This window comes from Pseudomonas wadenswilerensis (genome assembly GCF_024749185.1).
In the GTDB taxonomy this organism is placed as follows: domain Bacteria; phylum Pseudomonadota; class Gammaproteobacteria; order Pseudomonadales; family Pseudomonadaceae; genus Aquipseudomonas; species Aquipseudomonas wadenswilerensis.
This window is the reverse complement of the sequence record NZ_CP087191.1, coordinates 49,322-69,368: the sequence shown is the minus strand read 5'-3', so window position 1 is coordinate 69,368 and position 20,047 is coordinate 49,322. Positions and strand designations below refer to the sequence as shown.

Annotated in this window: 21 protein-coding genes; 9 read left to right on the top strand and 12 right to left on the bottom strand. The window is 62.4% G+C overall.

What is annotated here, in order from left to right:
- Window positions 1-24 precede the first annotated feature (24 nt).
- The 4 genes from zur to LOY45_RS00335 all read left to right on the top strand — a co-directional run bounded on the left by zur (window position 25) and on the right by LOY45_RS00335 (window position 2,906).
- Complete coding sequence (gene zur / locus LOY45_RS00350; protein ID WP_115084449.1) at window positions 25-507, top strand: zinc uptake transcriptional repressor Zur; 483 nt, start codon at window positions 25-27, stop codon at window positions 505-507.
- Window positions 507-1,286, top strand: coding sequence for a zinc ABC transporter ATP-binding protein ZnuC (gene znuC, locus LOY45_RS00345; protein ID WP_115084451.1), 780 nt, complete (start codon window positions 507-509; stop codon window positions 1,284-1,286). The genes zur and znuC overlap by 1 nt, the downstream gene beginning before the upstream one ends.
- Entirely contained in the window at window positions 1,279-2,061 is a 783-nt protein-coding gene (gene znuB, locus LOY45_RS00340; RefSeq protein ID WP_115084452.1) for a zinc ABC transporter permease subunit ZnuB, read from the top strand. The genes znuC and znuB overlap by 8 nt, the downstream gene beginning before the upstream one ends.
- A gap of 131 nt (window positions 2,062-2,192) precedes the next feature.
- Window positions 2,193-2,906 carry a PA5502 family lipoprotein gene (locus tag LOY45_RS00335; RefSeq protein ID WP_115084454.1) on the top strand — a complete coding sequence of 238 codons (714 nt, stop codon included), beginning with the start codon at window positions 2,193-2,195 and terminating at the stop codon, window positions 2,904-2,906.
- A gap of 36 nt (window positions 2,907-2,942) precedes the next feature.
- Here LOY45_RS00335 and katE read toward each other — a convergent pair whose 3' ends face one another.
- Window positions 2,943-5,081: a catalase HPII gene (gene katE, locus LOY45_RS00330; protein WP_258578611.1), complete on the bottom strand. Its 2,139-nt coding sequence runs from the start codon at window positions 5,079-5,081 to the stop codon at window positions 2,943-2,945.
- Window positions 5,082-5,312: 231 nt separating this feature from the next.
- Between katE and LOY45_RS00325 the strand changes: the two genes are divergently transcribed.
- From LOY45_RS00325 to LOY45_RS00315, 3 genes are all read left to right on the top strand, one after another.
- Window positions 5,313-6,320 (top strand): methionine ABC transporter ATP-binding protein, encoded by a 1,008-nt coding sequence (locus LOY45_RS00325; RefSeq protein WP_115084458.1) that lies wholly within the window; start codon window positions 5,313-5,315, stop codon window positions 6,318-6,320.
- The gene (locus LOY45_RS00320) at window positions 6,320-6,991 is read left to right on the top strand and encodes a methionine ABC transporter permease (RefSeq protein WP_115084460.1); all 672 of its coding nucleotides are present in this window, start codon (window positions 6,320-6,322) and stop codon (window positions 6,989-6,991) included. Before LOY45_RS00325 ends, LOY45_RS00320 begins: the two co-directional genes overlap by 1 nt.
- A 63-nt stretch (window positions 6,992-7,054) precedes the next feature.
- Window positions 7,055-7,825 (top strand): MetQ/NlpA family ABC transporter substrate-binding protein, encoded by a 771-nt coding sequence (locus tag LOY45_RS00315; protein WP_115084461.1) that lies wholly within the window; start codon window positions 7,055-7,057, stop codon window positions 7,823-7,825.
- A gap of 93 nt (window positions 7,826-7,918) precedes the next feature.
- Here the strand turns inward: LOY45_RS00315 and LOY45_RS00310 are convergent, their stop codons facing one another.
- The 5 genes from LOY45_RS00310 to LOY45_RS00290 are packed head-to-tail and all read right to left on the bottom strand — an operon-like array spanning window position 7,919 to window position 11,823.
- Entirely contained in the window at window positions 7,919-8,551 is a 633-nt protein-coding gene (locus tag LOY45_RS00310; RefSeq protein WP_115084463.1) for an SCO family protein, read from the bottom strand.
- Window positions 8,548-9,447 (bottom strand): heme o synthase, encoded by a 900-nt coding sequence (gene cyoE / locus LOY45_RS00305; RefSeq protein WP_115084465.1) that lies wholly within the window; start codon window positions 9,445-9,447, stop codon window positions 8,548-8,550. Before cyoE ends, LOY45_RS00310 begins: the two co-directional genes overlap by 4 nt.
- Window positions 9,432-10,514: a COX15/CtaA family protein gene (locus LOY45_RS00300; RefSeq protein WP_258578610.1), complete on the bottom strand. Its 1,083-nt coding sequence runs from the start codon at window positions 10,512-10,514 to the stop codon at window positions 9,432-9,434. The genes cyoE and LOY45_RS00300 overlap by 16 nt, the downstream gene beginning before the upstream one ends.
- A 9-nt stretch (window positions 10,515-10,523) precedes the next feature.
- Complete coding sequence (locus LOY45_RS00295; protein ID WP_134065312.1) at window positions 10,524-11,117, bottom strand: hypothetical protein; 594 nt, start codon at window positions 11,115-11,117, stop codon at window positions 10,524-10,526.
- Window positions 11,083-11,823: an SURF1 family protein gene (locus tag LOY45_RS00290; RefSeq protein ID WP_134065310.1), complete on the bottom strand. Its 741-nt coding sequence runs from the start codon at window positions 11,821-11,823 to the stop codon at window positions 11,083-11,085. The genes LOY45_RS00295 and LOY45_RS00290 overlap by 35 nt, the downstream gene beginning before the upstream one ends.
- Window positions 11,824-11,886: 63 nt before the next feature.
- On the opposite strand from LOY45_RS00290, the gene LOY45_RS00285 reads away from it, so the two are divergent.
- Window positions 11,887-12,090: a twin transmembrane helix small protein gene (locus tag LOY45_RS00285; protein WP_010222642.1), complete on the top strand. Its 204-nt coding sequence runs from the start codon at window positions 11,887-11,889 to the stop codon at window positions 12,088-12,090.
- A 6-nt stretch (window positions 12,091-12,096) separates the two neighbouring features.
- Here the strand turns inward: LOY45_RS00285 and LOY45_RS00280 are convergent, their stop codons facing one another.
- Genes LOY45_RS00280 through coxB form a run of 4 tightly spaced genes read right to left on the bottom strand, consistent with a single transcriptional unit; the run spans window position 12,097 to window position 16,362 of the window.
- Window positions 12,097-12,984, bottom strand: a complete 888-nt coding sequence (locus LOY45_RS00280) for a cytochrome c oxidase subunit 3 (protein ID WP_115084472.1) — start codon at window positions 12,982-12,984, stop codon at window positions 12,097-12,099.
- A gap of 13 nt (window positions 12,985-12,997) precedes the next feature.
- Complete coding sequence (locus tag LOY45_RS00275; RefSeq protein ID WP_115084473.1) at window positions 12,998-13,567, bottom strand: cytochrome c oxidase assembly protein; 570 nt, start codon at window positions 13,565-13,567, stop codon at window positions 12,998-13,000.
- A 25-nt stretch (window positions 13,568-13,592) separates the two neighbouring features.
- Window positions 13,593-15,182, bottom strand: a complete 1,590-nt coding sequence (gene ctaD / locus LOY45_RS00270) for a cytochrome c oxidase subunit I (RefSeq protein WP_115084475.1) — start codon at window positions 15,180-15,182, stop codon at window positions 13,593-13,595.
- Window positions 15,183-15,234: 52 nt separating this feature from the next.
- Window positions 15,235-16,362 (bottom strand): cytochrome c oxidase subunit II, encoded by a 1,128-nt coding sequence (gene coxB, locus LOY45_RS00265; RefSeq protein ID WP_115084477.1) that lies wholly within the window; start codon window positions 16,360-16,362, stop codon window positions 15,235-15,237.
- A 368-nt stretch (window positions 16,363-16,730) separates the two neighbouring features.
- Here coxB and LOY45_RS00260 point away from each other — a divergent pair, with 368 nt between their 5' ends.
- On the top strand, window positions 16,731-17,378 hold the full coding sequence (locus tag LOY45_RS00260; RefSeq protein WP_115084479.1) for a hypothetical protein: 648 nt from the start codon (window positions 16,731-16,733) through the stop codon (window positions 17,376-17,378).
- Window positions 17,379-17,489: 111 nt separating this feature from the next.
- Here the strand turns inward: LOY45_RS00260 and LOY45_RS00255 are convergent, their stop codons facing one another.
- Window positions 17,490-19,049: a SulP family inorganic anion transporter gene (locus LOY45_RS00255; protein ID WP_258578609.1), complete on the bottom strand. Its 1,560-nt coding sequence runs from the start codon at window positions 19,047-19,049 to the stop codon at window positions 17,490-17,492.
- Window positions 19,050-19,211: 162 nt separating this feature from the next.
- Window positions 19,212-19,931, bottom strand: coding sequence for a carbonic anhydrase (locus LOY45_RS00250; RefSeq protein WP_115084482.1), 720 nt, complete (start codon window positions 19,929-19,931; stop codon window positions 19,212-19,214).
- Window positions 19,932-20,047 lie beyond the last annotated feature (116 nt).

Sequence of the window (20,047 nt, the reverse complement as noted above, 5' to 3'; positions counted from 1 at the left end):
CTCCAATCAGAACCGTCGCCGCTCATGCCTAAAACCCCGCTGGCCAACCGCCCCCACGACCACTCCCATTGCGTGCACAGCGCCCTGGCCGAGGCCGATGCGCTGTGCGCACGCCAGGGTGTGCGCCTGACCGCCTTGCGCCGGCGCGTGCTGGAGCTGGTATGGCAGAGCCACAAGCCGCTGGGTGCCTACGACATCCTTGCCGTGCTGAGCGAGCAGGACGGTCGCCGGGCGGCGCCGCCCACCGTGTACCGGGCGCTGGATTTCCTCCTGGAAAACAGCCTGGTGCACCGCATTGCCTCGCTCAACGCCTTTATCGGCTGCAGTCACCCCGAGCATGCGCACCAGGGGCAGTTCCTGATCTGCCGCGAATGCCACGTGGCCATCGAGCTTGAGCAAAGCAGCATCAGCGACGCCATCGTCGCCAGCGCCAAAGAGGTCGGTTTCAGTGTCGAAGCACAGACGGTCGAAGTGGTTGGCCTGTGCGGCAACTGCCGGAGCGCCTGATGAGCAATGCGCTGATTCGCCTCGAACAGGTGGGCGTGAGCTTCGCCGGCCAGGCGGTACTCGACAGCATCGACCTGGCCGTGGAGCCCGGACAGATCGTCACCCTGATCGGCCCCAATGGTGCCGGCAAAACCACCTTGGTGCGCGCCGTGCTGGGCCTGCTCAAGCCGCATACCGGCAAGGTCTGGCGCAAGCCACGGCTGCGCATCGGCTACATGCCGCAAAAGCTTCAGGTCGATGCCACCTTGCCGCTTTCGGTCCTGCGTTTTTTGCGCCTGGTACCCGGCGTTGACCGCGCGGCGGCGCTGTCGGCATTGAAGGAAGTCGGCGCCGAACAGGTCATCGACAGCCCGATCCAGGGCATTTCCGGCGGTGAGATGCAGCGTGTATTGCTGGCCCGGGCGTTGCTGCGCGAACCTGAACTGCTGGTACTCGACGAACCGGTGCAAGGCGTCGACGTCGCCGGCCAGTCCGAGCTGTACAGCCTGATTACCCGCCTGCGCGACCGTCATGGCTGCGGCGTGCTGATGGTTTCCCACGACCTGCACCTGGTCATGAGCACCACCGACCAGGTGGTCTGCCTGAACCGTCACGTCTGCTGTTCCGGCCATCCGGAGCAGGTCAGCGGCGACCCGGCTTTCGTTGAGCTGTTCGGCAGCAACGCGCCGAGTCTGGCGATCTATCACCACCACCACGACCACGCCCACGACCTGCACGGCTCGGTGGTTACCCCGGCCAAAGGCGGCCATGTCCACGGAGATCACTGCAAGCATGGCTGATTTTCTGCTTTACGCCCTGCTCGCAGGTTTGTCTCTGGCACTGGTCGCAGGCCCTCTGGGGTCCTTCGTGGTCTGGCGGCGCATGGCCTATTTTGGCGACACCCTGTCCCATGCCGCGCTGCTCGGCGTCGCCCTGGGCTTTGTGCTGGATGTCAGCCCGGCCCTGGCGGTAACCGTCGGCTGTCTGTTGCTGGCTATCCTGCTGGTGACCCTGCAACAGCGTCAGCCGCTGGCCTCGGACACCCTGCTGGGGATTCTTGCGCCCAGCACGCTTTCCCTTGGCCTGGTGGTACTGAGCTTCATGCACGATGTGCGCATCGACCTCATGGCCTACCTGTTTGGCGACCTGCTGGCCATCAGCCCGGGGGATCTGGCCTGGATTCTCGGCGGCAGCGCCGCAGTGCTGCTGTTGCTGGTGGTGCTGTGGCGCCCGCTGCTGGCGGTCACCGTGCATGAAGAACTGGCCATGGTCGAAGGCCTGCCTGTCGCCGCGCTGCGCCTGGCGCTGATGCTGCTGATCGCGGTAGTGATCGCCGTGGCGATGAAGATCGTCGGCGTGCTGCTGATCACTTCGCTATTGATCATTCCCGCCGCTGCGGCGCAACGTCACGCTCGCTCGCCGGAACAGATGGCCCTGGGCGCCAGCCTGCTGGGGGTGACTGCGGTTTGCGGAGGGCTAGCGCTATCGTGGTTCAAGGACACCCCGGCCGGGCCGTCCATCGTGGTCTGCGCCGCAGTGCTATTCTTGCTAAGCCTGGCACTGCCCCGGCGCTGAAGGCGTGGGGTGCAGCCTCGGCGGTTGCACCCTGCGACATTAAAAACGCGCAGGGTCCTGAAGAGTTATTTTCGAGTCTGCGGACTGGGTGTAGACTTGCTCGCTTTTTGCGCAAATAGAGAGTCGCAGGAATGAAGCCGTTCGCCTCCCGTTATCTGCTCCTTGCCGCGTTTTCGCTGATCCTCGCCGCGTGCTCCAGCACCCCGGCCGACAACGCCGCCGTGCCTGCCCAGCCTGATGCCTGGCAGCAGCTGGAGCAAAGCATCGCCAGCAGCGAGCTGGCCACTGCCGAAGATCAACTCGCTACCCTGCAAAGCCAAGCGCCAAATGACAGCCGGATCGAGCAATACCAGCGTCAGCTGGCCGAAGCCTATCTGCAACGCAGCCAGATCGTCCTGCAAAAGGGTGATGTGAATGCGGCTGCCACCGCATTGGCCCGCGCCCGCGCGCTGATGCCCAAGGCACCAGCGCTGACCGGTGGTGTCAACGGCGCTATCGCCCAGGCGCGCAAGGCCGAGCTCGATAAAGCCGAGGCTGCCCTGAAGGCCGCCGAAGCCCGCCCGGCCGCCAAACTGATCGACCCGACCGCGCCCAACACGGTCGTTGCATTGAAAACTACGAATATTCGCGAAATGCGCAAACAACTGGATGACATCGCCGCCGATGTGGTCAATTACCAGTGCGAGGTGGTGTTCCAGGTTCCGCGTAAGCAGGATGCGCCCTGGCTGCAAACCCTGCTGGGCAAACGGGTGAAAAAACTCGACAGTGAATTTGCCTTGCAGCAAAGCCACGAGATTCATCGCAATCAGCCTGCCCAGGCGGTGTTGATCCCGCGCCGCCCGTAACAAAAAGGGTGCCCAGGCGGGCACCCGGTTCCTGCCTCAAGCCGGAATGGCTTTCGCTGCAGCCTCACGCGCCCACACCCGATGCTTGCTGATTGCAGTGATGAAGGCCTTGTAAGCTTTGTCATCGTTGCCTAGCAGCAAACCGCTGTCGACCTTGAGCCCCAGTTTGTCGAGCACGGCTTGCGCCTCGCTGGCCAAGCCGATGGGCTTGAGGTGCTTGTAGGCTTCGAGCAGAAAGTGCACCGCTACACCATCACCCGCCAGGGCCTGCAGTGAGGCCTTGCCGCCCGGCACCCAGACTGCATCGAAAACCACCGACGGCATGCCTTGCATCGAAGCATCCACTGCCAACGGCTTGCCCTGGGCGGTCTTGACCGGCGCCGAAGTAGGGCCAAGTACCTTGATCTGTGCGCTCTCGGCTTCCAGCGCCTTGACCAGGCCATCGACACTGGCGGCATCCACCCCATCGGCCACCAGCACTGCGACCTTGCGGCCCTTGATGCCTTCGCCCAGTAGGTTCATCTGACTCAGGGCAGGGGACTCCTTGAGGCTTGGCGCAGGCACATCCACCGTGCCTTTCTTCGGCGCCGGCAGGCCCAGGTTCGCCGCCACGCGCGCGGCCAGCTTGAGGTCGATGTTGGCGAGGATCTCGTTGACCTCGCGGGCGCGGATGAACTCACGCTCAACCTTGCCCAGCTCGAAGCTGTAGGCACTGACGATGTGTTCCTGCTCGGTCGGGCTCATGCTCTGGAAGAACAGCCGTGCCTGGGAGAAGTGGTCGGCAAACGACGGGCTGCGCTGGCGCACCTTGTGCGCTTCGATGCGTTCCGGGTACGACTCGAAGCCACCATCGCTGGCTGCTGGCGCGGTCTCCTTGGGCCAACCGCCGTCGATCGAGTTGGGTTCATAGGAAGTGCGGCCCTTGTCCACGGTGGTCCGGTGCAATGCATCACGCTGACCGTTGTGGTTGGGCGCCAGCGGGCGGTTGATCGGTATCTCGTGGAAGTTCGGCCCGCCGAGCCGGCTGATCTGGGTATCGGTGTAGGAAAACAAACGGCCCTGCAGCAGCGGGTCGTTGGAAAAATCAATGCCGGGAACGATATGCCCGGGGCAGAAGGCAACCTGTTCGGTTTCGGCAAAGAAATTGTCCGGGTTGCGGTTGAGCACCATCTTGCCCAGCGGCGTAACCGGCACCAGCTCTTCGGGGATGATCTTGGTCGGGTCGAGCAGGTCGAAGTCGAACGTGTGCTCGTCTTCTTCAGCAACGATCTGCACGCCGAACTCCCATTCCGGGTAATTGCCGGTTTCGATCGCTTCCCAGAGGTCGCGGCGGTGGTAGTCGGTATCTTTACCCGCCAGCTTCTGCGCTTCGTCCCAGAGCAGCGAACATACACCAGCCTTGGGCTTCCAATGGAATTTGACGAAGCTTGACTTGCCTTCGGCATTGATCAGTCGAAAGGTGTGCACACCGAAACCCTGCATGGTCCGCAGGCTTTTCGGAATGGCGCGGTCGGACATCGCCCAGATCACCATGTGCGCTGACTCCGGCACCAGCGAAACGAAGTCCCAGAAAGTGTCGTGGGCCGAGCCTCCGGTGGGAATTTCGTTGTGCGGCTCAGGCTTCACCGCATGGACGAAGTCGGGAAACTTGATGGCATCCTGAATGAAGAACACCGGCATGTTGTTGCCCACCAGGTCGAAGTTGCCTTCATCGGTAAAGAATTTGACGGCAAAACCGCGCACATCACGCACGGTATCACCAGAACCCCGTGGGCCCTGAACGGTGGAAAAACGCACGAACACCGGGGTAATTTTCTCCGGGTCCTGCAGGAAGCCGGCCTTGGTCAAGGCGGCATGAGATTCGTAGGCCTGGAAGTAACCATGGGCCCCGGTACCGCGGGCATGCACGATGCGTTCAGGGATGCGCTCGTGGTCAAAATGCGTGATCTTCTCACGCATGATGAAGTCTTCAAGCAGCGACGGGCCACGGTCGCCAGCCTTGAGGGTGTTCTGGTTGTCGGCAACCTTGACCCCCTGATTAGTGCGCAGGGCCTGGCCGGTGGCGTCACTGCGAAACACCTCCAGGCTTTGCAGCTTGGCGTTGGTGTTGGCCCGGTCGGGGGTCTGGGTACCGGCGAGTTGGCTTTCCTTGGGCGGGTTCTTCTTGCTGGGCATCAGTGTGCTCTCCTCACTCAATCAGTCCTGCGGTTCGACCCCACGGTGGGCCCTGTTCAGTAGGGACTGATGGCTTGTGCAGGCGTTCCTTCGGATTGACCACTGATCGCGTTATTCCAGTAGCATTGGTCAATTGCGAAATAAATGCTAAGAACCTCTATACGAACAGGCTAAAATGCGCGCCCGGCTAACCGCTGACCCCATTCCCATGCGCCCCACAAGGTTCGCTACGTGATCGAGTTTCAAAATGTTCATAAAACCTACCGCGTAGCCGGTAGGGATATTCCCGCACTGCACCCGACCAACCTGAGCGTCGAAGACGGCCAGGTGTTCGGGCTGATCGGCCATTCCGGTGCCGGTAAAAGTACCCTGCTGCGCCTGATCAACCGCCTGGAAGCGCCGAGCGGCGGCAAGATCATCGTCGACGGCGAAGACGTCACTGCGTTCAACGCCAACGATCTGCGCCGATTCCGCCAGCAAGTCGGGATGATCTTCCAGCACTTCAACCTGCTGGCCTCCAAGACTGTCGCCGACAACGTGGCCTTGCCACTGACCCTGGCCGGCGAGCTGTCGCGCAAGGAAATCGACACCCGCGTCAACGAACTGCTGGCCCGCGTCGGCCTGTCCGATCACGCGAAAAAGTACCCGGCGCAGCTCTCCGGCGGCCAGAAGCAGCGCGTCGGCATCGCCCGCGCCCTGGCTACCAAACCGAAGATTTTGCTGTGTGACGAAGCCACCAGCGCCCTTGACCCGCAAACCACCGCTTCGGTGTTGCAGTTGCTGGCCGAGATCAACCGCGAATTGAAACTGACCATCGTGCTGATCACCCATGAAATGGACGTGATCCGCCGGGTCTGCGACCGCGTGGCCGTAATGGACGCCGGGCAGATCGTCGAGCAGGGCCCGGTGGCCGATGTGTTCCTGCATCCGCAACACCCGACCACCAAGCGCTTTGTCCAGGAAGATGAACAGATCGACGAGAGCGAACAGCGCGACGACTTCGCCCACGTGCCAGGGCGCATCGTGCGCCTGACCTTCCAGGGTGACTCGACCTACGCGCCGCTGCTGGGCACTGTGGCCCGGGAAACCGGTGTGGACTACAGCATCCTGGCTGGCCGCATCGACCGTATCAAGGACACCCCGTATGGGCAGCTGACCCTGGCCGTCACTGGCGGCGACATGGAAGCGGCGTTTGCCCGCTTCACTGCGGCTGATGTTCATATGGAGGTACTGCGTTGATGGACGCTTTGAGTTTCTTTGCCAACGTCGACTGGGCCGAAATCTGGCTGGCCACCATCGACACCATGATCATGCTGTTCGGCTCGCTGTTCTTCACCGTGCTGCTCGGCCTGCCGCTGGGCGTGCTGCTGTTCCTCTGCGGCCCGCGCCAGCTGTTCGAGCAGAAGGGCGTGTACGCGCTGCTGTCGCTGGTGGTGAACATCCTGCGCTCGCTGCCGTTCATCATCCTGCTGATCGTGATGATCCCCTTCACCGTGCTGATCACCGGCACCTCGCTGGGCGTCGCCGGGGCCATCCCGCCACTGGTGGTTGGAGCCACGCCGTTCTTCGCCCGCCTGGTGGAAACAGCGCTGCGTGAAGTCGACCGCGGCATCATCGAAGCCACCCAGTCGATGGGCGCCACTACCCGCCAGATCATCATGAACGCCTTGCTGCCCGAGGCCCGCCCGGGCATCTTCGCGGCCATTACCGTCACTGCCATTACCCTGGTGTCCTACACCGCCATGGCCGGTGTAGTGGGCGCTGGCGGCCTGGGTGACCTGGCGATCCGCTTCGGTTACCAACGTTTCCAGACCGATGTGATGGTGGTCACCGTGGTTCTGCTGCTGGTCCTGGTTCAAGTCCTGCAGAGCGTGGGCGACAAACTGGTTGTGCATTTTTCCCGTAAGTAACCCCATGGGTCGGCACTAGCCGACGCACCGGGGGCCGGATCGGCCCTCACAAGGAGTGATTTGATGAAAAAGCTGCTTGCTGTTGTCGCCGCCGTCGCGGCTTTCTCGGCCCAGGCCGAGACCCTGACCGTCGCCGCCACCCCGGTGCCGCACGCCGAGATCCTCGAGTTCGTCAAACCGGCCCTGGCCAAAGAAGGCGTGGAGCTGAAGGTGAAGGTATTCACCGACTACATCCAGCCGAACGTACAGGTCGCCGAGAAACGCCTGGACGCCAACTTCTTCCAGCACCAGCCGTACCTGGATGAGTTCAACAAGGCCAAGGGCACTGATCTGGTCAGCGTTGCCGGCGTGCACCTGGAGCCACTGGGCGCCTACTCGAGCAAGTACAAGAAGCTCGACGAGCTGCCTTCGACTGCCACCGTGGTCATCCCCAACGATGCCACCAACGGCGGTCGTGCCTTGCTGCTGCTGGACAAGGCCGGTGTGATCAAGCTCAAGGACAACAAGAACATCCTCTCGACCGTCAAAGACATCACCGAGAACAGCAAGAACCTGAAATTCCGTGAGCTGGAAGCCGCGACCATCCCGCGCGTGCTGACCCAGGTCGACCTGGCGCTGATCAACACCAACTACGCGCTGGAAGCCAAGCTCAACCCTGAGAAGGATGCGCTGGTCATCGAAGGCAGCGATTCGCCTTACGTGAACATCCTGGTGACCCGCGAAGACAACAAGGACGCGGACGCTGTGAAGAAGCTGGTAACAGCCCTGCACACGCCGGAAGTGAAGAAGTTCATCGAAGAGAAGTACAAGGGCGCGGTCAAGCCGGCGTTCTGATAAGCCGCATCGCCCTCATCGCTGGCAAGCCAGCTCCCACAGGTTCAGGTGCAAAGCCGGACCTTGTGGGAGCTGGCTTGCCAGCGATGCTTTTCAGTCGCGCTTAACCAATCCCGGCAACTGCGCAACCAGCTTCTGGTTGTTGAACGGCGCCCGGATAAACCCGCGCTGCTTGCCATCCGGCCCCAGCAGTGCCAGGTTGCCGCTGTGATCAACCGTGTAGTTCGGCTTGCTGGTATCGGCCGGAATGAACGGAATGCTCACCGCATTGGCCAGCTTCTGAATGTTCTCCAGCGAGCCGGTCACCCCGCGAAAATCCTTGTCGAAATAGCCCAGGTACTGCTTCAGCTGTGCCGGGGTGTCGCGGTTCGGGTCGACACTGACCAGCACCACCTGCAATCGGTCTACCGCCTCTTTGGGCAGCTCGCTTTTCACCTGGCGCAGCTGGGCGAGGGTGGTCGGGCAAATGTCCGGGCAGAAGGTGTAGCCGAAGAACAGCAGCGACCACTTGCCCTTGAGCTCGTCCATCACCACTGGCTGACCCTGCTCGTCGGTCATCTCCACGGCAGGCACGGTGCGGCTCTGTGGCAGCAGGATGATGCCGGCATCGATCAGCTCGGTAGGATTACCCTCGCTGCGGCCATTGAGCACCTTGTTGACGGTAAGCCCGAGGATCACGGCGACCAGGGCAACGAGAATAAAGACGGTTTTCTGGGTTCGAGTCATAGGTTCAACAGTAGGTAGTGGTCAACAAGCAGCGCGATGAACAGCAGCAACAGGTACCAGATAGAGTACTTGAAGGTCTTGATCGCCGCGTGCGGCCGACTGCCACGGTACAACACCCAGGCCCACTGCAGGAAGCGCCCGCCCAGGGCCAGGGCGCAGGCCAGGTACAACGGGCCGCTCATGTGGATGGCGTAGGGCAGCAGGCTGACCGCCAGCAAAACCAGGGTGTACAGCAGGATATGCACCTTGGTGTAGTGTTCGCCGTGGGTCACCGGCAGCATGGGAATATCAGCCTTGGCGTACTCCTCCTTGCGGTGAATGGCCAAGGCCCAGAAGTGCGGCGGCGTCCAGGCGAAGATGATCAGCACCAGCAGCAATGGCTCGGCGCTGATATGCCCGCTGATTGCCACCCAGCCCAGCAGTGGCGGGGCGGCGCCGGCCAGGCCGCCGATAACGATGTTCTGCGGCGTGGCGCGCTTGAGAAAGCCGGTGTAGATCACCGCGTAGCCGAGCAGCGAGGCCAGGGTCAGCCAGGCGGTCAGGGCATTGGTGAAGACCAGCAGCAGGGCCATGCCCATTGTCGCCAGCAGCAGGGCAAAGGCCAGTGCCGCCGCCGGTGCCACTCGGCCTTCGGCAATCGGGCGTTTATGCGTACGCGCCATCAGCGCGTCGATACGCCGGTCCACCACATGGTTGACCACCGCAGCACCGCCGGCGCAGCAGGCGATGCCAAGGTTGCCGAACAACAGGATGGTCCACGGAACCCCGGCGCGGGTGGCGAGGAACATACCGACCAGCGAGGTGATCAGCATCAGCACCACCACCTTGGGTTTGGTCAGCTCCAGGTAATCACGCCAACCTGCTTGCAGCCTGCGCTCGCTCAGAAGCGTCGCCATGAGTTATCTCCCAGATAATGAACGACTCCGCCGCTAGCCAGCGGGGTCAGGCGCCAGCCCTGGCTGACCCGACGAACTTTGGCCTGGGCAACCAGGCGAATGCGGTAATTGACCAGCACCATGCTCAGCAACAACATGGCGCCACCGGCGTTGTGCGCCACGGCCACAGCCAGCGGCAGGTGGAACAGCACGTTGCTGACCCCCAAGGTCACCTGCACTGCCAGCGCCACCAGCACCAACCCTGCCAGCCTGCTCAAGCCATGGCGATGCAGCTTCCAGCTCAGGGTCAGCATGACTGCGGTCACCAGCAAGGCACCCAGGCGGTGACTCATGTGAATCGCCGTGCGCGCATCGCTGTCGAGCTGGCCGCCGAGGTAATTGGGGCCGATGTGCTGGGTGAGGTGAAAGCCGTTGGCAAAATCGGCCTGCGGCCACCACTGGCCATGGCAGGTCGGCAGGTCAATACAGGCCACTGCCGCGTAGTTGGCGCTGACCCAGCCACCCAGGGCGATCTGGCCGATCACCACCAGCAAGCCCAGCGCCGCCACCCGGCGCACGCTCAAAGGCAGCTTGGGCAAGGGTGCAAAGGCCCGCGACAGGCGCAGGCTGAGCAGGAACAACAGGCTCAAGGTGGCAAAGCCGCCCAATAGATGTGCCGTAACCACCTGCGGCCAGAGCTTGAGGGTCACCGTCCACATGCCGAAGGCCGCCTGGGCGAACACCACGCCGAGCAACAGCAGGGGCAGGCGATAAGGCTGGCCATCGCGGCCATGACGGCGCCAGGCCTGCATGGCCAGCAGCGTGATCACCAGCGCCAGGGTGCCGGCAAAGTAGCGATGGACCATTTCGTTGCGGCCCTTGTGCGCCTCCACCGGAGTGTCGGGGAAGTGCAGCTCGGCGTGGGCCAGTTGCGCTTCGGTCTTGGGCACGCTGATAAAGCCATAGCAGCCCGGCCAGTCCGGGCAACCCAGGCCGGCGTGGGTCAGGCGGGTATAGGCACCGAGCAACACGACAACCAGTGCCAGCAGGGTGGCGAAGACGGCGAGGCGAAATCCTGGTCTGGCCATGGCGATGTCCTACCCGATGTTGGACAGCTTCAGCAGGTGGCGCAGGTCGTTGAGCAAGTCCTTGCCCTTGACCCTGGCGTCGTAGCGCAGCACCAGGTTGCCGTGCGGGTCGATGATCCACAGCTGGGCATCCTGTTTGCCCTGGCTGACCGCGCCGTAGCGCGACAGGTCCAGGGAGTAACGCTGCAGTTGCGGGTACTCGCGGTCCAGCTTGGCCTGGTAGTCGCTGGCCAATGGCTGGGCGGCGGCCAGGGCATGGCTGGCGCGGCTGGCATCGCGGCCCAGGCCGATCTGGATCTGCCGGGCCAGGTACACCAGTTGCTGGCAGTCCAGTGCGCAATCCTTGGGCGTACTCACCAGCAGTTGCCAGCGCCCTTCGTCAGCGCTCACCCCCAGGTCGGTGCGGGTCTGGCCGTTGCCGATCATTTCCCCGTGGTAGCTACGGCTGTCGGGCACCCAGAACTTGAGTTTGTACATGCTGGTGGCAAGGATCATCGGGCCGAGTACCACCAGCAGGATCAGCAGCAGCTGCAGCCGCCCGCGCGCACGACTGCGCGGGACCTTGCCTTCAGACATGTTGAGTGGACTTGTGACGGCTCCCATGCTGTTTCTCCTTGTTGTTATGCCAGCCGAAATAGAGGTAGAGCAGCCCCAGGGCCAACGCCAGGGCAAACCACTGCACGGCGTAACCCAGGTGTTTTTCCGGGCCCAGAGCGACTACCGGCCAGTCCAGCCGGTAGCTGGCCGGGCCCGGTTCCAGGCGCAATTCGTGGGCGAAACCATCGCGGCCCAACAGCGGCCACAGCATGCTGGCGTCGATGGCGGTGATCAGCCGCGGCCAGCTGCCGCCTGCCGGGTCGGCCTGCAATTGAAAGGTGGCGCCCGGGGCGACATACACCGAGGCGTCCAGGCTCAAAGGCTGATCAGGCGTGCTGAACTGCACGGGTATGCGCCGGTCCGGCCAGGGCAACCAGCCGCGATTGATCAACAGCCACAGGCCGCTGGCCTGGTCGAGAAAGGGTTGCAGCAGCTCGACGCCGACCTGGCCATCGCGCATGCGGTTATCCAGCAACAGGCTGTGCTGACCATCAAAACGGCCATACAGGTGCACCCGGCGATATGCCGGATCATCGATCTGCAGCAACTGCGCACTGCCTACCGCGTCGCCGGCACTACGCTCGGCGTAGGCCTGCAGCAGCTGGCGTTTCTGCTCGGCACGCCCGAGCTGCCAGCAGCCGAGCGCAATCAACCCCGGCAGCAGCAACAGCACCACCAGGGTCGGCACGATGCCGGGGCGAAAGCGCGTCACCGGGCCCTCGAAAGGTCAGTCGCTATACTTGTACTCATCACTGCATCCCCCCGGAGTTTCGCCATGCTGAAAGCCGCGATTGTCCTGATGCTGTTGGCGACCATCGCCAGCCTGTTCAGCGGCCTGTTCTTTCTGGTCAAGGACGACGGGCAGTCGACTCGCCTGCTTAAAGCCCTGACTGTTCGCGTCACCCTGGCCGCCTTGACCCTGGCCCTGGTGACCTGGGGTTTCTATAGCGGCCAGTTGGTGTCCCACGCGCCGTTCTGAACCCGGCTACAGCACATAAACAAAGATAAACAGCCCCACCCAGACCACATCGACGAAGTGCCAGTACCAGCTGGCCGCCTCGAAACCGAAGTGTTTGTCGGCGTTGAAGTGCCCGCGCATGATCCGCACCAGCATCACGAACAGGATCAAGGTACCCATGGTCACGTGGGCACCATGGAACCCCGTGAGCATGAAGAAGGTGGCGCCATAGATGCCCGAGCCCAGGGTCAGCCCCAGTTCGGTATAGGCCTCGTGATACTCGTAAGCCTGCAGCACCAGGAAGCCCAGGCCGAGCAGGATGGTCAGCGCCAGCCAGGCCTTCAGCGGCCCGCGGTGGTTCTTGCGCAGGGCATGGTGGGCGATGGTCACGGTGACACTGGAGCTGACCAGCAGGATGGTGTTGATCAGCGGCAGGTGCCAGGGGTCGATGATGTCCTTGGGCGGCGGGAACAGTTTCGGGTCTGGGGTATTGAGCAACGGCCAGGCGAATTCGAAGTTCGGCCAGAGCATGTGGGTCACACCCTTGGCACCATCGCCACCGAGCCAGGGCCCGGCCAGGTTGCGCACATAGAACAGCGCACCGAAAAAGGCGATGAAGAACATCACCTCGGAGAAAATGAACCACGACATGCCCCAGCGGAACGAGCGGTCCAGCTGCGGGCTGTAGAGCCCGGCGCGGCTTTCCTTGACCACCGCGCCGAACCAGCCGAACAGCATGTAGGCCAGGCACAGGGCACCGAAGAAGAAGATCCACGGCCCGTGGGATTCCGGCCGCCCGGCCTTCAGGTCATTGAACCAGGTGCCCAGGCCGAACACCGTGATGAACATGCCGACCGTGGCAATGATCGGCCACTTGCTTTGCGCCGGGACGTAATAGTGCTCATGGGAAGCCATCTTGGTGTTCTCCTTATCGGGCGCCCTGTGCAACCGGGTCCGCCAGGTGTGCAACCGGCGGGTGGCGAGCGGTGATATCGAACAGCGTGTAAGCCAGTGTCAGGTGTTTCACATCCTTGGGCAGGTCGCGGTCGACGATGAAGCGCACCGGCATTTCGATGCGCTCACCCGGCTGCAGCACCTGCTGGGTAAAGCAGAAGCATTCGGTCTTGTGGAAATACGCCGCCGCCTCGGCCGGAGTAATACTGGGAATGGCCTGGGCGCTCATGGGTTTGTCGGTCGGGTTGCGGGCGATGAACACCATCTGGTTGACCGCCCCCGGGTTGACGTCGATCTGGTCGGCGGTGGAATAAAAGTCCCAGACCATGTCGCTGGCGTTGGTCGACATGAACTGCACCTTCACCGTACGGTTGGGGTCGCTGACCTGGGTGCCTTCGTACTGCCCGCCGGTCTTGCCATTGATGCCAAAGGCCTTGCACATCACATCGTAGATCGGCACCAAGGCAAAACCGAAAGCGAACATCACCACGGTCAGCAGCATCAGCCGCCAAACCAGGCGTTTGAGCGAGGTCCCTTCACTCATGGCTGCATCCTCGGGCCGGAGCCGTTCATTTCACTTCCGGAGGAGTCTGGAAGGTGTGATAGGGCGCCGGTGACGGTACCGACCATTCCAGCCCTTCGGCGCCATCCCAGGGTTTGGCCGGCGCCGGGGCGCCGCCGCGAATGCACTTGATGACGATGAACAGGAAGAATATCTGCGTGGCACCGAAGGTAAAGGCGCCGATTGACGAGATCATGTTGAAGTCGGCGAACTGCAGGTTGTAGTCCGGAATCCTGCGCGGCATGCCGGCCAGGCCCACGAAGTGCATGGGGAAGAAGGCCATGTTCATGCCCACGAACGACAACCAGAAGTGCAGCTTGCCCAGGGTTTCGTCGTACATATGCCCGGTCCACTTCGGCAGCCAGTAATAGGCCGAGGCGAAGATGCCGAAGATCGCACCGGGCACCAGCACATAGTGGAAGTGAGCAACCACGAAGTAGGTGTCGTGGTACTGGAAGTCCGCCGGGGCGATCGCCAGCATCAGCCCGGAAAAGCCACCGATGGTGAAGAGGATGACGAAGGCGATGGCAAACAGCATCGGTGTCTCGAAGGTCAGCGAGCCTTCCCACATGGTGCTGACCCAGTTGAACACCTTTACCCCGGTGGGCACCGCGATCAGCATGGTGGCATACATGAAGAACAACTCGCCGACCACCGGGATGCCGACCACGAACATATGGTGGGCCCAGACGATAAACGACAGGAAGGCGATCGCCCCGGTGGCGTAGACCATCGAGGTGTAGCCAAACAGCGGCTTGCGCGAGAACGCCGGGATGATCGAGCTGACCGCGCCGAAGGCCGGCAGGATCATGATGTACACCTCGGGGTGGCCGAAGAACCAGAACACATGCTGGAACAGCACCGGGTCACCGCCGCCGGCGGCGCTGAAGAAGCTGGTGCCGAAGTGGATGTCCATCAGCATCATGGTCACTACACCCGCCAGCACCGGCATCACCGCAATCAGCAGGAAGGCGGTGATCAGCCAGGTCCAGACGAACAGCGGCATTTTCATCAGGGTCATGCCCGGGGCACGCAGGTTGAGGATGGTAGCGATAACGTTGATCGCGCCCATGATCGAGCTGATGCCCATCAAGTGGATGGCGAAGATGAAGAAGGTCACGCTTTCCGGCGCATAGGTGGTCGATAGGGGGGCGTAGAAGGTCCAGCCGAAGTTCGGCCCGCCGCCGGGCATGAACAGGGTCGAGACCAGCAGCAGGAAAGCTGCCGGCAACAGCCAGAAGCTGAAGTTGTTCATCCGCGGCAGGGCCATGTCGGGCGCGCCGATCATCAGCGGGATCATCCAGTTGGCCAGGCCGACGAAGGCCGGCATCACCGCACCGAAGACCATCACCAGGCCGTGCATGGTGGTCATCTGGTTGAAGAATTCCGGCTGGACGATCTGCAGGCCAGGCTGGAACAGTTCGGCGCGGATGACCATGGCGAACGAGCCACCCAGCAGGAACATCATGAAACTGAACCACAGGTACATGGTGCCGATGTCCTTGTGGTTGGTGGTCAGCACCCAGCGCATCAGGCCCTTGGCCGGCCCGTGGGCGTGCTCATGACCGTGGCTGTGGTCGTCGATCACTGCGCTCATGTCCTGTCTCCTGCAGTCCGGTGGCTGGGGCGCGGATACGCGTCAACCCGGCTCATTTGCTTTCTGCCTGTTTGATCGCCAGCACGTCTTTTGGCGTGACCATGTCGCCCTTGTTGTTGCCCCAGGCGTTACGTTCGTAGGTCACCACGGCGGCGATATCGACTTCCGAGAGCTGCTTGCCGAAGGCGGCCATGGACGTGCCCGGCTTGCCGTGGAAGACGATGCTCAGGTGATCTTCCTTCGGCCCGGTGGCAATCTTCGATCCCTTGAGCGCCGGGAACATCGGTGGCAGGCCCTGGCCTTCGGCCTGGTGACAGGCCACGCAGGTGGTGTGGTAGACCTTGTCGCCGCGCTCGACCAGCTCTTGCAGGGTCCATTCCTTGCTGGTCAGCTCCTTGAGCTTGGCCGCTTCGGCCTTGCGCTCGCCGAGCCAGGTGTCGTAGTCGGCCTTGGACTTGACCTCGACCACCACCGGCATGAAGCCATGGTCCTTGCCGCACAATTCGGTACATTGGCCGCGGTAGATGCCGGGCTTCTCGATCCGGGCCCAGGCTTCGTTGACGAAGCCGGGGATGGCGTCACGCTTGACCGCAAAGGCCGGCACCCACCAGGAATGGATAACGTCGGCGGCGGTCACCAGAAAGCGCACCTTGGCCCCCACCGGCAGCACCAGCGGCTGATCGACTTCGAGCAGGTAGTGCTCATCCTTGGGGGCTTTGTTGTGGATCTGCTCGGCGGGGGTGGCCAGGTTGCTGAAGAACTCGACGTCCTGGCCCAGGTATTTGTAATGCCACTTCCACTGGTAACCGGTGACCTGGATGTCGACGTCCGATTCGCTGGCGTCGTAGATATCGATCAGGGTCTTGGTCGCCGGGATGGCCATGGCCACCAGGATCAGGAACGGCACTACCGTCCACATGATCTCGACCCAGGTGTGCTCGTGAAAATGCGCAGGCTGCTGGCCGGTGGAACGACGGTGGATGATCATCGACCAGAACATTGCGCCAAAGACCACCAGACCGATGATCACGCAGATCCAGAAGATGGTCATGTGCAGGTCGAACACTGCGTTGCTGACTTCAGTCGCCCCTGGCGCCATGTTCACGGTCCAGGCGGCGTGCGCCTGACCGAATACCGACCACAACAGGAGGCCCATCCAGACATGTGGATGTCGCATCATTGCGGGTTCCCCTTATCGTTCTTGTTATCCCGGAGGCGTGGACCTACGGCTAAGGGTACGGCGGCCAAGACTGCGAACTTCGACGACCGAGCCCCTGCGAACTGCAGTCGGGCCTCATCAGCGAATCACTTTCAAACCGGAGTATAGACAGCGACCCCGGCCTCGCAACGCGCGCAGGGAAAACATCAGAAGAAGTTGAACGTTTGCGCGCAAAGCCGCGAATTACCTGGCCTGGGGCACAATGATGGCATTTCGATATAATTGGCGAATATTAAGTTGTTAATGGTTATGCCAAATGCGTCTTAGCCATTTTCAGAACCGAGCTACCTTATGTCTTCCGTTTGTCACGCCTTTACCCTGGAGTTGTCATGAACATCGCCGCTTTGCGCGAGCAGATCACCCGTGCCCGTCAACATGAGACCGAAACCGGCCAACTGAAAGAGCAACTCGAAAAACAGCTGCCCCACCTGCATCCTTCAATCCATTTGCCAGAGGCCGATGCCCAAGGCGCCCTGGCGCGCTTCGTCGGCGCTTATATCGATCAGGTTCCGGAACTGCTGGAAGCGGCCAATGACGTTGCCCGCGAAGCCGGCATCGAGTCGCAGATCAAACCGGTGCTGAAAATCGCCGAACAGTATTTCCTGCAACCGCCCACCATCACCAATACCCACCTGGGCCTGGGCTGCCTGCTGGATGAGGCCTACCTGGCCCACCGCCTGGTGGAAGAAGTTAACGATCTGTACATCAAGCACTTCAACCAGCCGCTGATCCCGCTGGACACCACCGTGGCCAACCTGATCGCCCATCAACTGATTGGTGAAGACTTTGCCAACCAGCTGGATGAAGTGGTGCACCACTCGGTGGATGAGATGCTCAATGACCAGAGCTTTGCCCTGGAGTCAGTCGAACAGTACCGCGACAAGCTCAGCAGCCCGGACACTGGCGAAGCCTGGAAGCGCTGGCCATGCCTGTCGCGGCAGTTGGGTGTGGGCCTGGAGCTGGATCAATCCGCTTGAGGTTGATGCGCCAGCATCGCCGGCAAGGCCGGCTCCCACCGGTTCAGTGCAGAGCCCGAGCGGGGTGTGGGAGCTGGCATTGCCAGCGATGGCAACACCGCTGAATCCAGATCAGGCCCCCAACCCCGCCGTCGTGCGCACTCGCCCCTCGACCCGGCGCTTGAGTCGTCGCTGCTCGATCAGCAACCGCGAACCCTTGCCGGCGTTGGCCCGCCCCCAGTCCTCGAGCAGCTCCAGGCAGGAGTGGTCGATGTAACTGAGGTTGGCCAGTGGCACATGCAGGGTGGTCCCGGGCGGAATGCCTTCAAGCACCTGGGCCAGCGCGGGCACCTTGAGAAAGGTCGCCGCGCCGCTCAGGCGCAGTTCCAGATGGCCCGGTTGATCAAGACTGACCACGCTGATTTTCAGGCGTGCGGCCTTGAGCGCCAGCTTCAGCAAGGTCAGGGCAAAACCGAGCAACACGCCGGTCAGCAGGTCGGTGAAGATGATTGCCAGCGCAGTTGCGGCATAGGTCAACATCGGCATGCGTCCATAGCGCCCGAGCCCGCGAAAGGCCTTGAAGTCGACCAGCTTGACCCCGGTGTAGACCAGCACACCGGCCAGGCTCGCCACCGGAATCTGCTGCAGCACGCGGCTCAACACCACCACGAAGGCCAGCAACCAGACCCCGTGCAGGATCGCCGACAGGCGCGTCTGCGCGCCGGCCTGGACGTTGGCCGAGCTGCGCACGATTACCCCGGTCATCGGCAACGCACCGAGTACCCCACAGAGCATGTTGCCCAGCCCCTGCGCCGACAGTTCACGGTCAAAGTCCGAACGCTGGCCGTTATGCATGCGATCGACAGCGGCAGCAGAGAGCAGGGTTTCGGCACTGGCTATAAAGGCCAGGGCGAAGGCGGCGACCAGCAGGTTCGGGTCGGCGAGGTTGAGCAGGTCAGTCGGGCGCAGCCAGTCGATGGCTTCGCTCAGGTTCGCCGGCACTTCGACGCGGTTCACTGGCAACGCCAGCCAGATGCTGATTGCAGTCATCAAGGCCACGCCAAGCAAGGCCCCCGGAACGAAGCGCAGCGACTGCGGGCGCAAGCGCTCCCAACCCCACATGATGGCGATGGTGCCAAGCCCGAGCGCACCGGCCTGCCAGCCATTGCCCCGGCTTTCCAACGGCAGTGCCTGAGTCAGGGTTGCCGGAAAGCCCAGCAGGTTGGCCAGGCCCGAGGGTTGGGGTGCACTGTCGAACATCACATGCACTTGGGACAACACGATCAGCACGCCGATACCGGCGAGCATGCCGTACACCACCGCCGGCGCCGTGACCCGAAACCAGCAGCCCAGGCGCAAACGCCCGGCGAGCAGTTGCAGCAGGCCGGCCAACAGCAGGATCGGACCGAGCATCGCCACGCCATGCTGGCGCACCAGTTCGAACACCAGCACCGCCAGGCCGGCTGCCGGACCGCTGACCTGCAACGGCGAGCCGGCCAGCCAACCGACGACGATACCGCCGATTATCCCGGTGATCAGGCCCTTGGCCGGCGGCATGCCCGAGGCAATGGCGATGCCCATGCACAAGGGCAGGGCGACCAGGAACACCACCACCGAGGCCAGCAATTCACGCGGCAAAGCCGCTTTCACTTGTGTCTTGTTCACCCTGTCTCTCCTTCTCTCACGTTTCATGGCCATTCCAATGGCCGCTGGCACAACCCCTGACACACGCGCAGGCACACACCGCCAGCGGGCGCCGGCAAGGCAGTCAGGGAAATTCAAGGCAGCCGATGACCAGGCCGCACCAGGCGGGTGCGGCCGTCAATCAGCTATTCGCGGGGGTGTCTGGAACGCTTAGTAGCGTCCTCTGGGTGTTGCGCAGGGGATCGGCTGACCTTGGGCAAGGGGCAGGAAGCTGTCGCTTGCCGCGTCGTAGGCTTCGATCTGGCTGGTTTCGATGTCGTAGATCCAGCCGTGGATAAACAGCTGGCCAGCCGCCAGGCGCGAGGCCACTGACGGGTGGGTGCGCAAGTGGTGCAACTGGGCGATGACGTTTTCCTTGGTCAGCACCTGCATGCTTTCATGCTCGCTGCCACAGGAGCAGTTGTCTTCGACCACCGTGCGGGCGACCTCGGCATGGCGCAGCCAGGCTTTGACCGTCGGCATCTTCTCCAGGCTCTGGGGGTTGAGCACCGCGCGCATGGCGCCACAATCGGAGTGACCGCAGACAATGATGTGGTGCACGCCCAGGGCCAGCACAGCGTATTCGATGGCGGTGGATACGCCGCCGTTCATTTGCCCGTAAGGTGGCACGACGTTACCGACGTTGCGGGTCACGAAAAGGTCGCCAGGGGAGCTCTGGGTAATCAACTCGGGCACGATGCGCGAGTCGGCACAGGTGATGAACATCGCACGGGGCTTTTGCGCGGTGGCGAGTTTCTTGAACAGCTCCTGCTGCTCGGGAAAAACGTCGTGATGGAACCGCAGAAAGCCGTCGACGATATGCTTCAGGGCGGCATCGGCGCTCTCGGTGGGGGTTTCCGGGACGGCCTTGGATGGGTCCTTGACGGGCATGATTCATCCTCTTTGACGGTTTTAGGTTAAGTCCATTTTACCGGGTTGATGATTCAAACGGCGTATGACAGTTGGATGAAATACGCGCGCCAACAATCACATCAGTTGCTGGCTGA

Coding starts and splice junctions, on each gene's coding strand:
- zur (WP_115084449.1), top strand. CDS start 25: ATGCCTAAAACCCCGCTGGCCAACCGCCCCCACGACCACTCCCATTGC.
- znuC (WP_115084451.1), top strand. CDS start 507: ATGAGCAATGCGCTGATTCGCCTCGAACAGGTGGGCGTGAGCTTCGCC.
- znuB (WP_115084452.1), top strand. CDS start 1,279: ATGGCTGATTTTCTGCTTTACGCCCTGCTCGCAGGTTTGTCTCTGGCA.
- LOY45_RS00335 (WP_115084454.1), top strand. CDS start 2,193: ATGAAGCCGTTCGCCTCCCGTTATCTGCTCCTTGCCGCGTTTTCGCTG.
- katE (WP_258578611.1), bottom strand. CDS start 5,081: ATGCCCAGCAAGAAGAACCCGCCCAAGGAAAGCCAACTCGCCGGTACC.
- LOY45_RS00320 (WP_115084460.1), top strand. CDS start 6,320: ATGGACGCTTTGAGTTTCTTTGCCAACGTCGACTGGGCCGAAATCTGG.
- LOY45_RS00315 (WP_115084461.1), top strand. CDS start 7,055: ATGAAAAAGCTGCTTGCTGTTGTCGCCGCCGTCGCGGCTTTCTCGGCC.
- LOY45_RS00310 (WP_115084463.1), bottom strand. CDS start 8,551: ATGACTCGAACCCAGAAAACCGTCTTTATTCTCGTTGCCCTGGTCGCC.
- cyoE (WP_115084465.1), bottom strand. CDS start 9,447: ATGGCGACGCTTCTGAGCGAGCGCAGGCTGCAAGCAGGTTGGCGTGAT.
- LOY45_RS00300 (WP_258578610.1), bottom strand. CDS start 10,514: ATGGCCAGACCAGGATTTCGCCTCGCCGTCTTCGCCACCCTGCTGGCA.
- LOY45_RS00295 (WP_134065312.1), bottom strand. CDS start 11,117: ATGGGAGCCGTCACAAGTCCACTCAACATGTCTGAAGGCAAGGTCCCG.
- LOY45_RS00285 (WP_010222642.1), top strand. CDS start 11,887: ATGCTGAAAGCCGCGATTGTCCTGATGCTGTTGGCGACCATCGCCAGC.
- LOY45_RS00280 (WP_115084472.1), bottom strand. CDS start 12,984: ATGGCTTCCCATGAGCACTATTACGTCCCGGCGCAAAGCAAGTGGCCG.
- LOY45_RS00275 (WP_115084473.1), bottom strand. CDS start 13,567: ATGAGTGAAGGGACCTCGCTCAAACGCCTGGTTTGGCGGCTGATGCTG.
- ctaD (WP_115084475.1), bottom strand. CDS start 15,182: ATGAGCGCAGTGATCGACGACCACAGCCACGGTCATGAGCACGCCCAC.
- coxB (WP_115084477.1), bottom strand. CDS start 16,362: ATGATGCGACATCCACATGTCTGGATGGGCCTCCTGTTGTGGTCGGTA.
- LOY45_RS00260 (WP_115084479.1), top strand. CDS start 16,731: ATGAACATCGCCGCTTTGCGCGAGCAGATCACCCGTGCCCGTCAACAT.
- LOY45_RS00255 (WP_258578609.1), bottom strand. CDS start 19,049: ATGAAACGTGAGAGAAGGAGAGACAGGGTGAACAAGACACAAGTGAAA.
- LOY45_RS00250 (WP_115084482.1), bottom strand. CDS start 19,931: ATGCCCGTCAAGGACCCATCCAAGGCCGTCCCGGAAACCCCCACCGAG.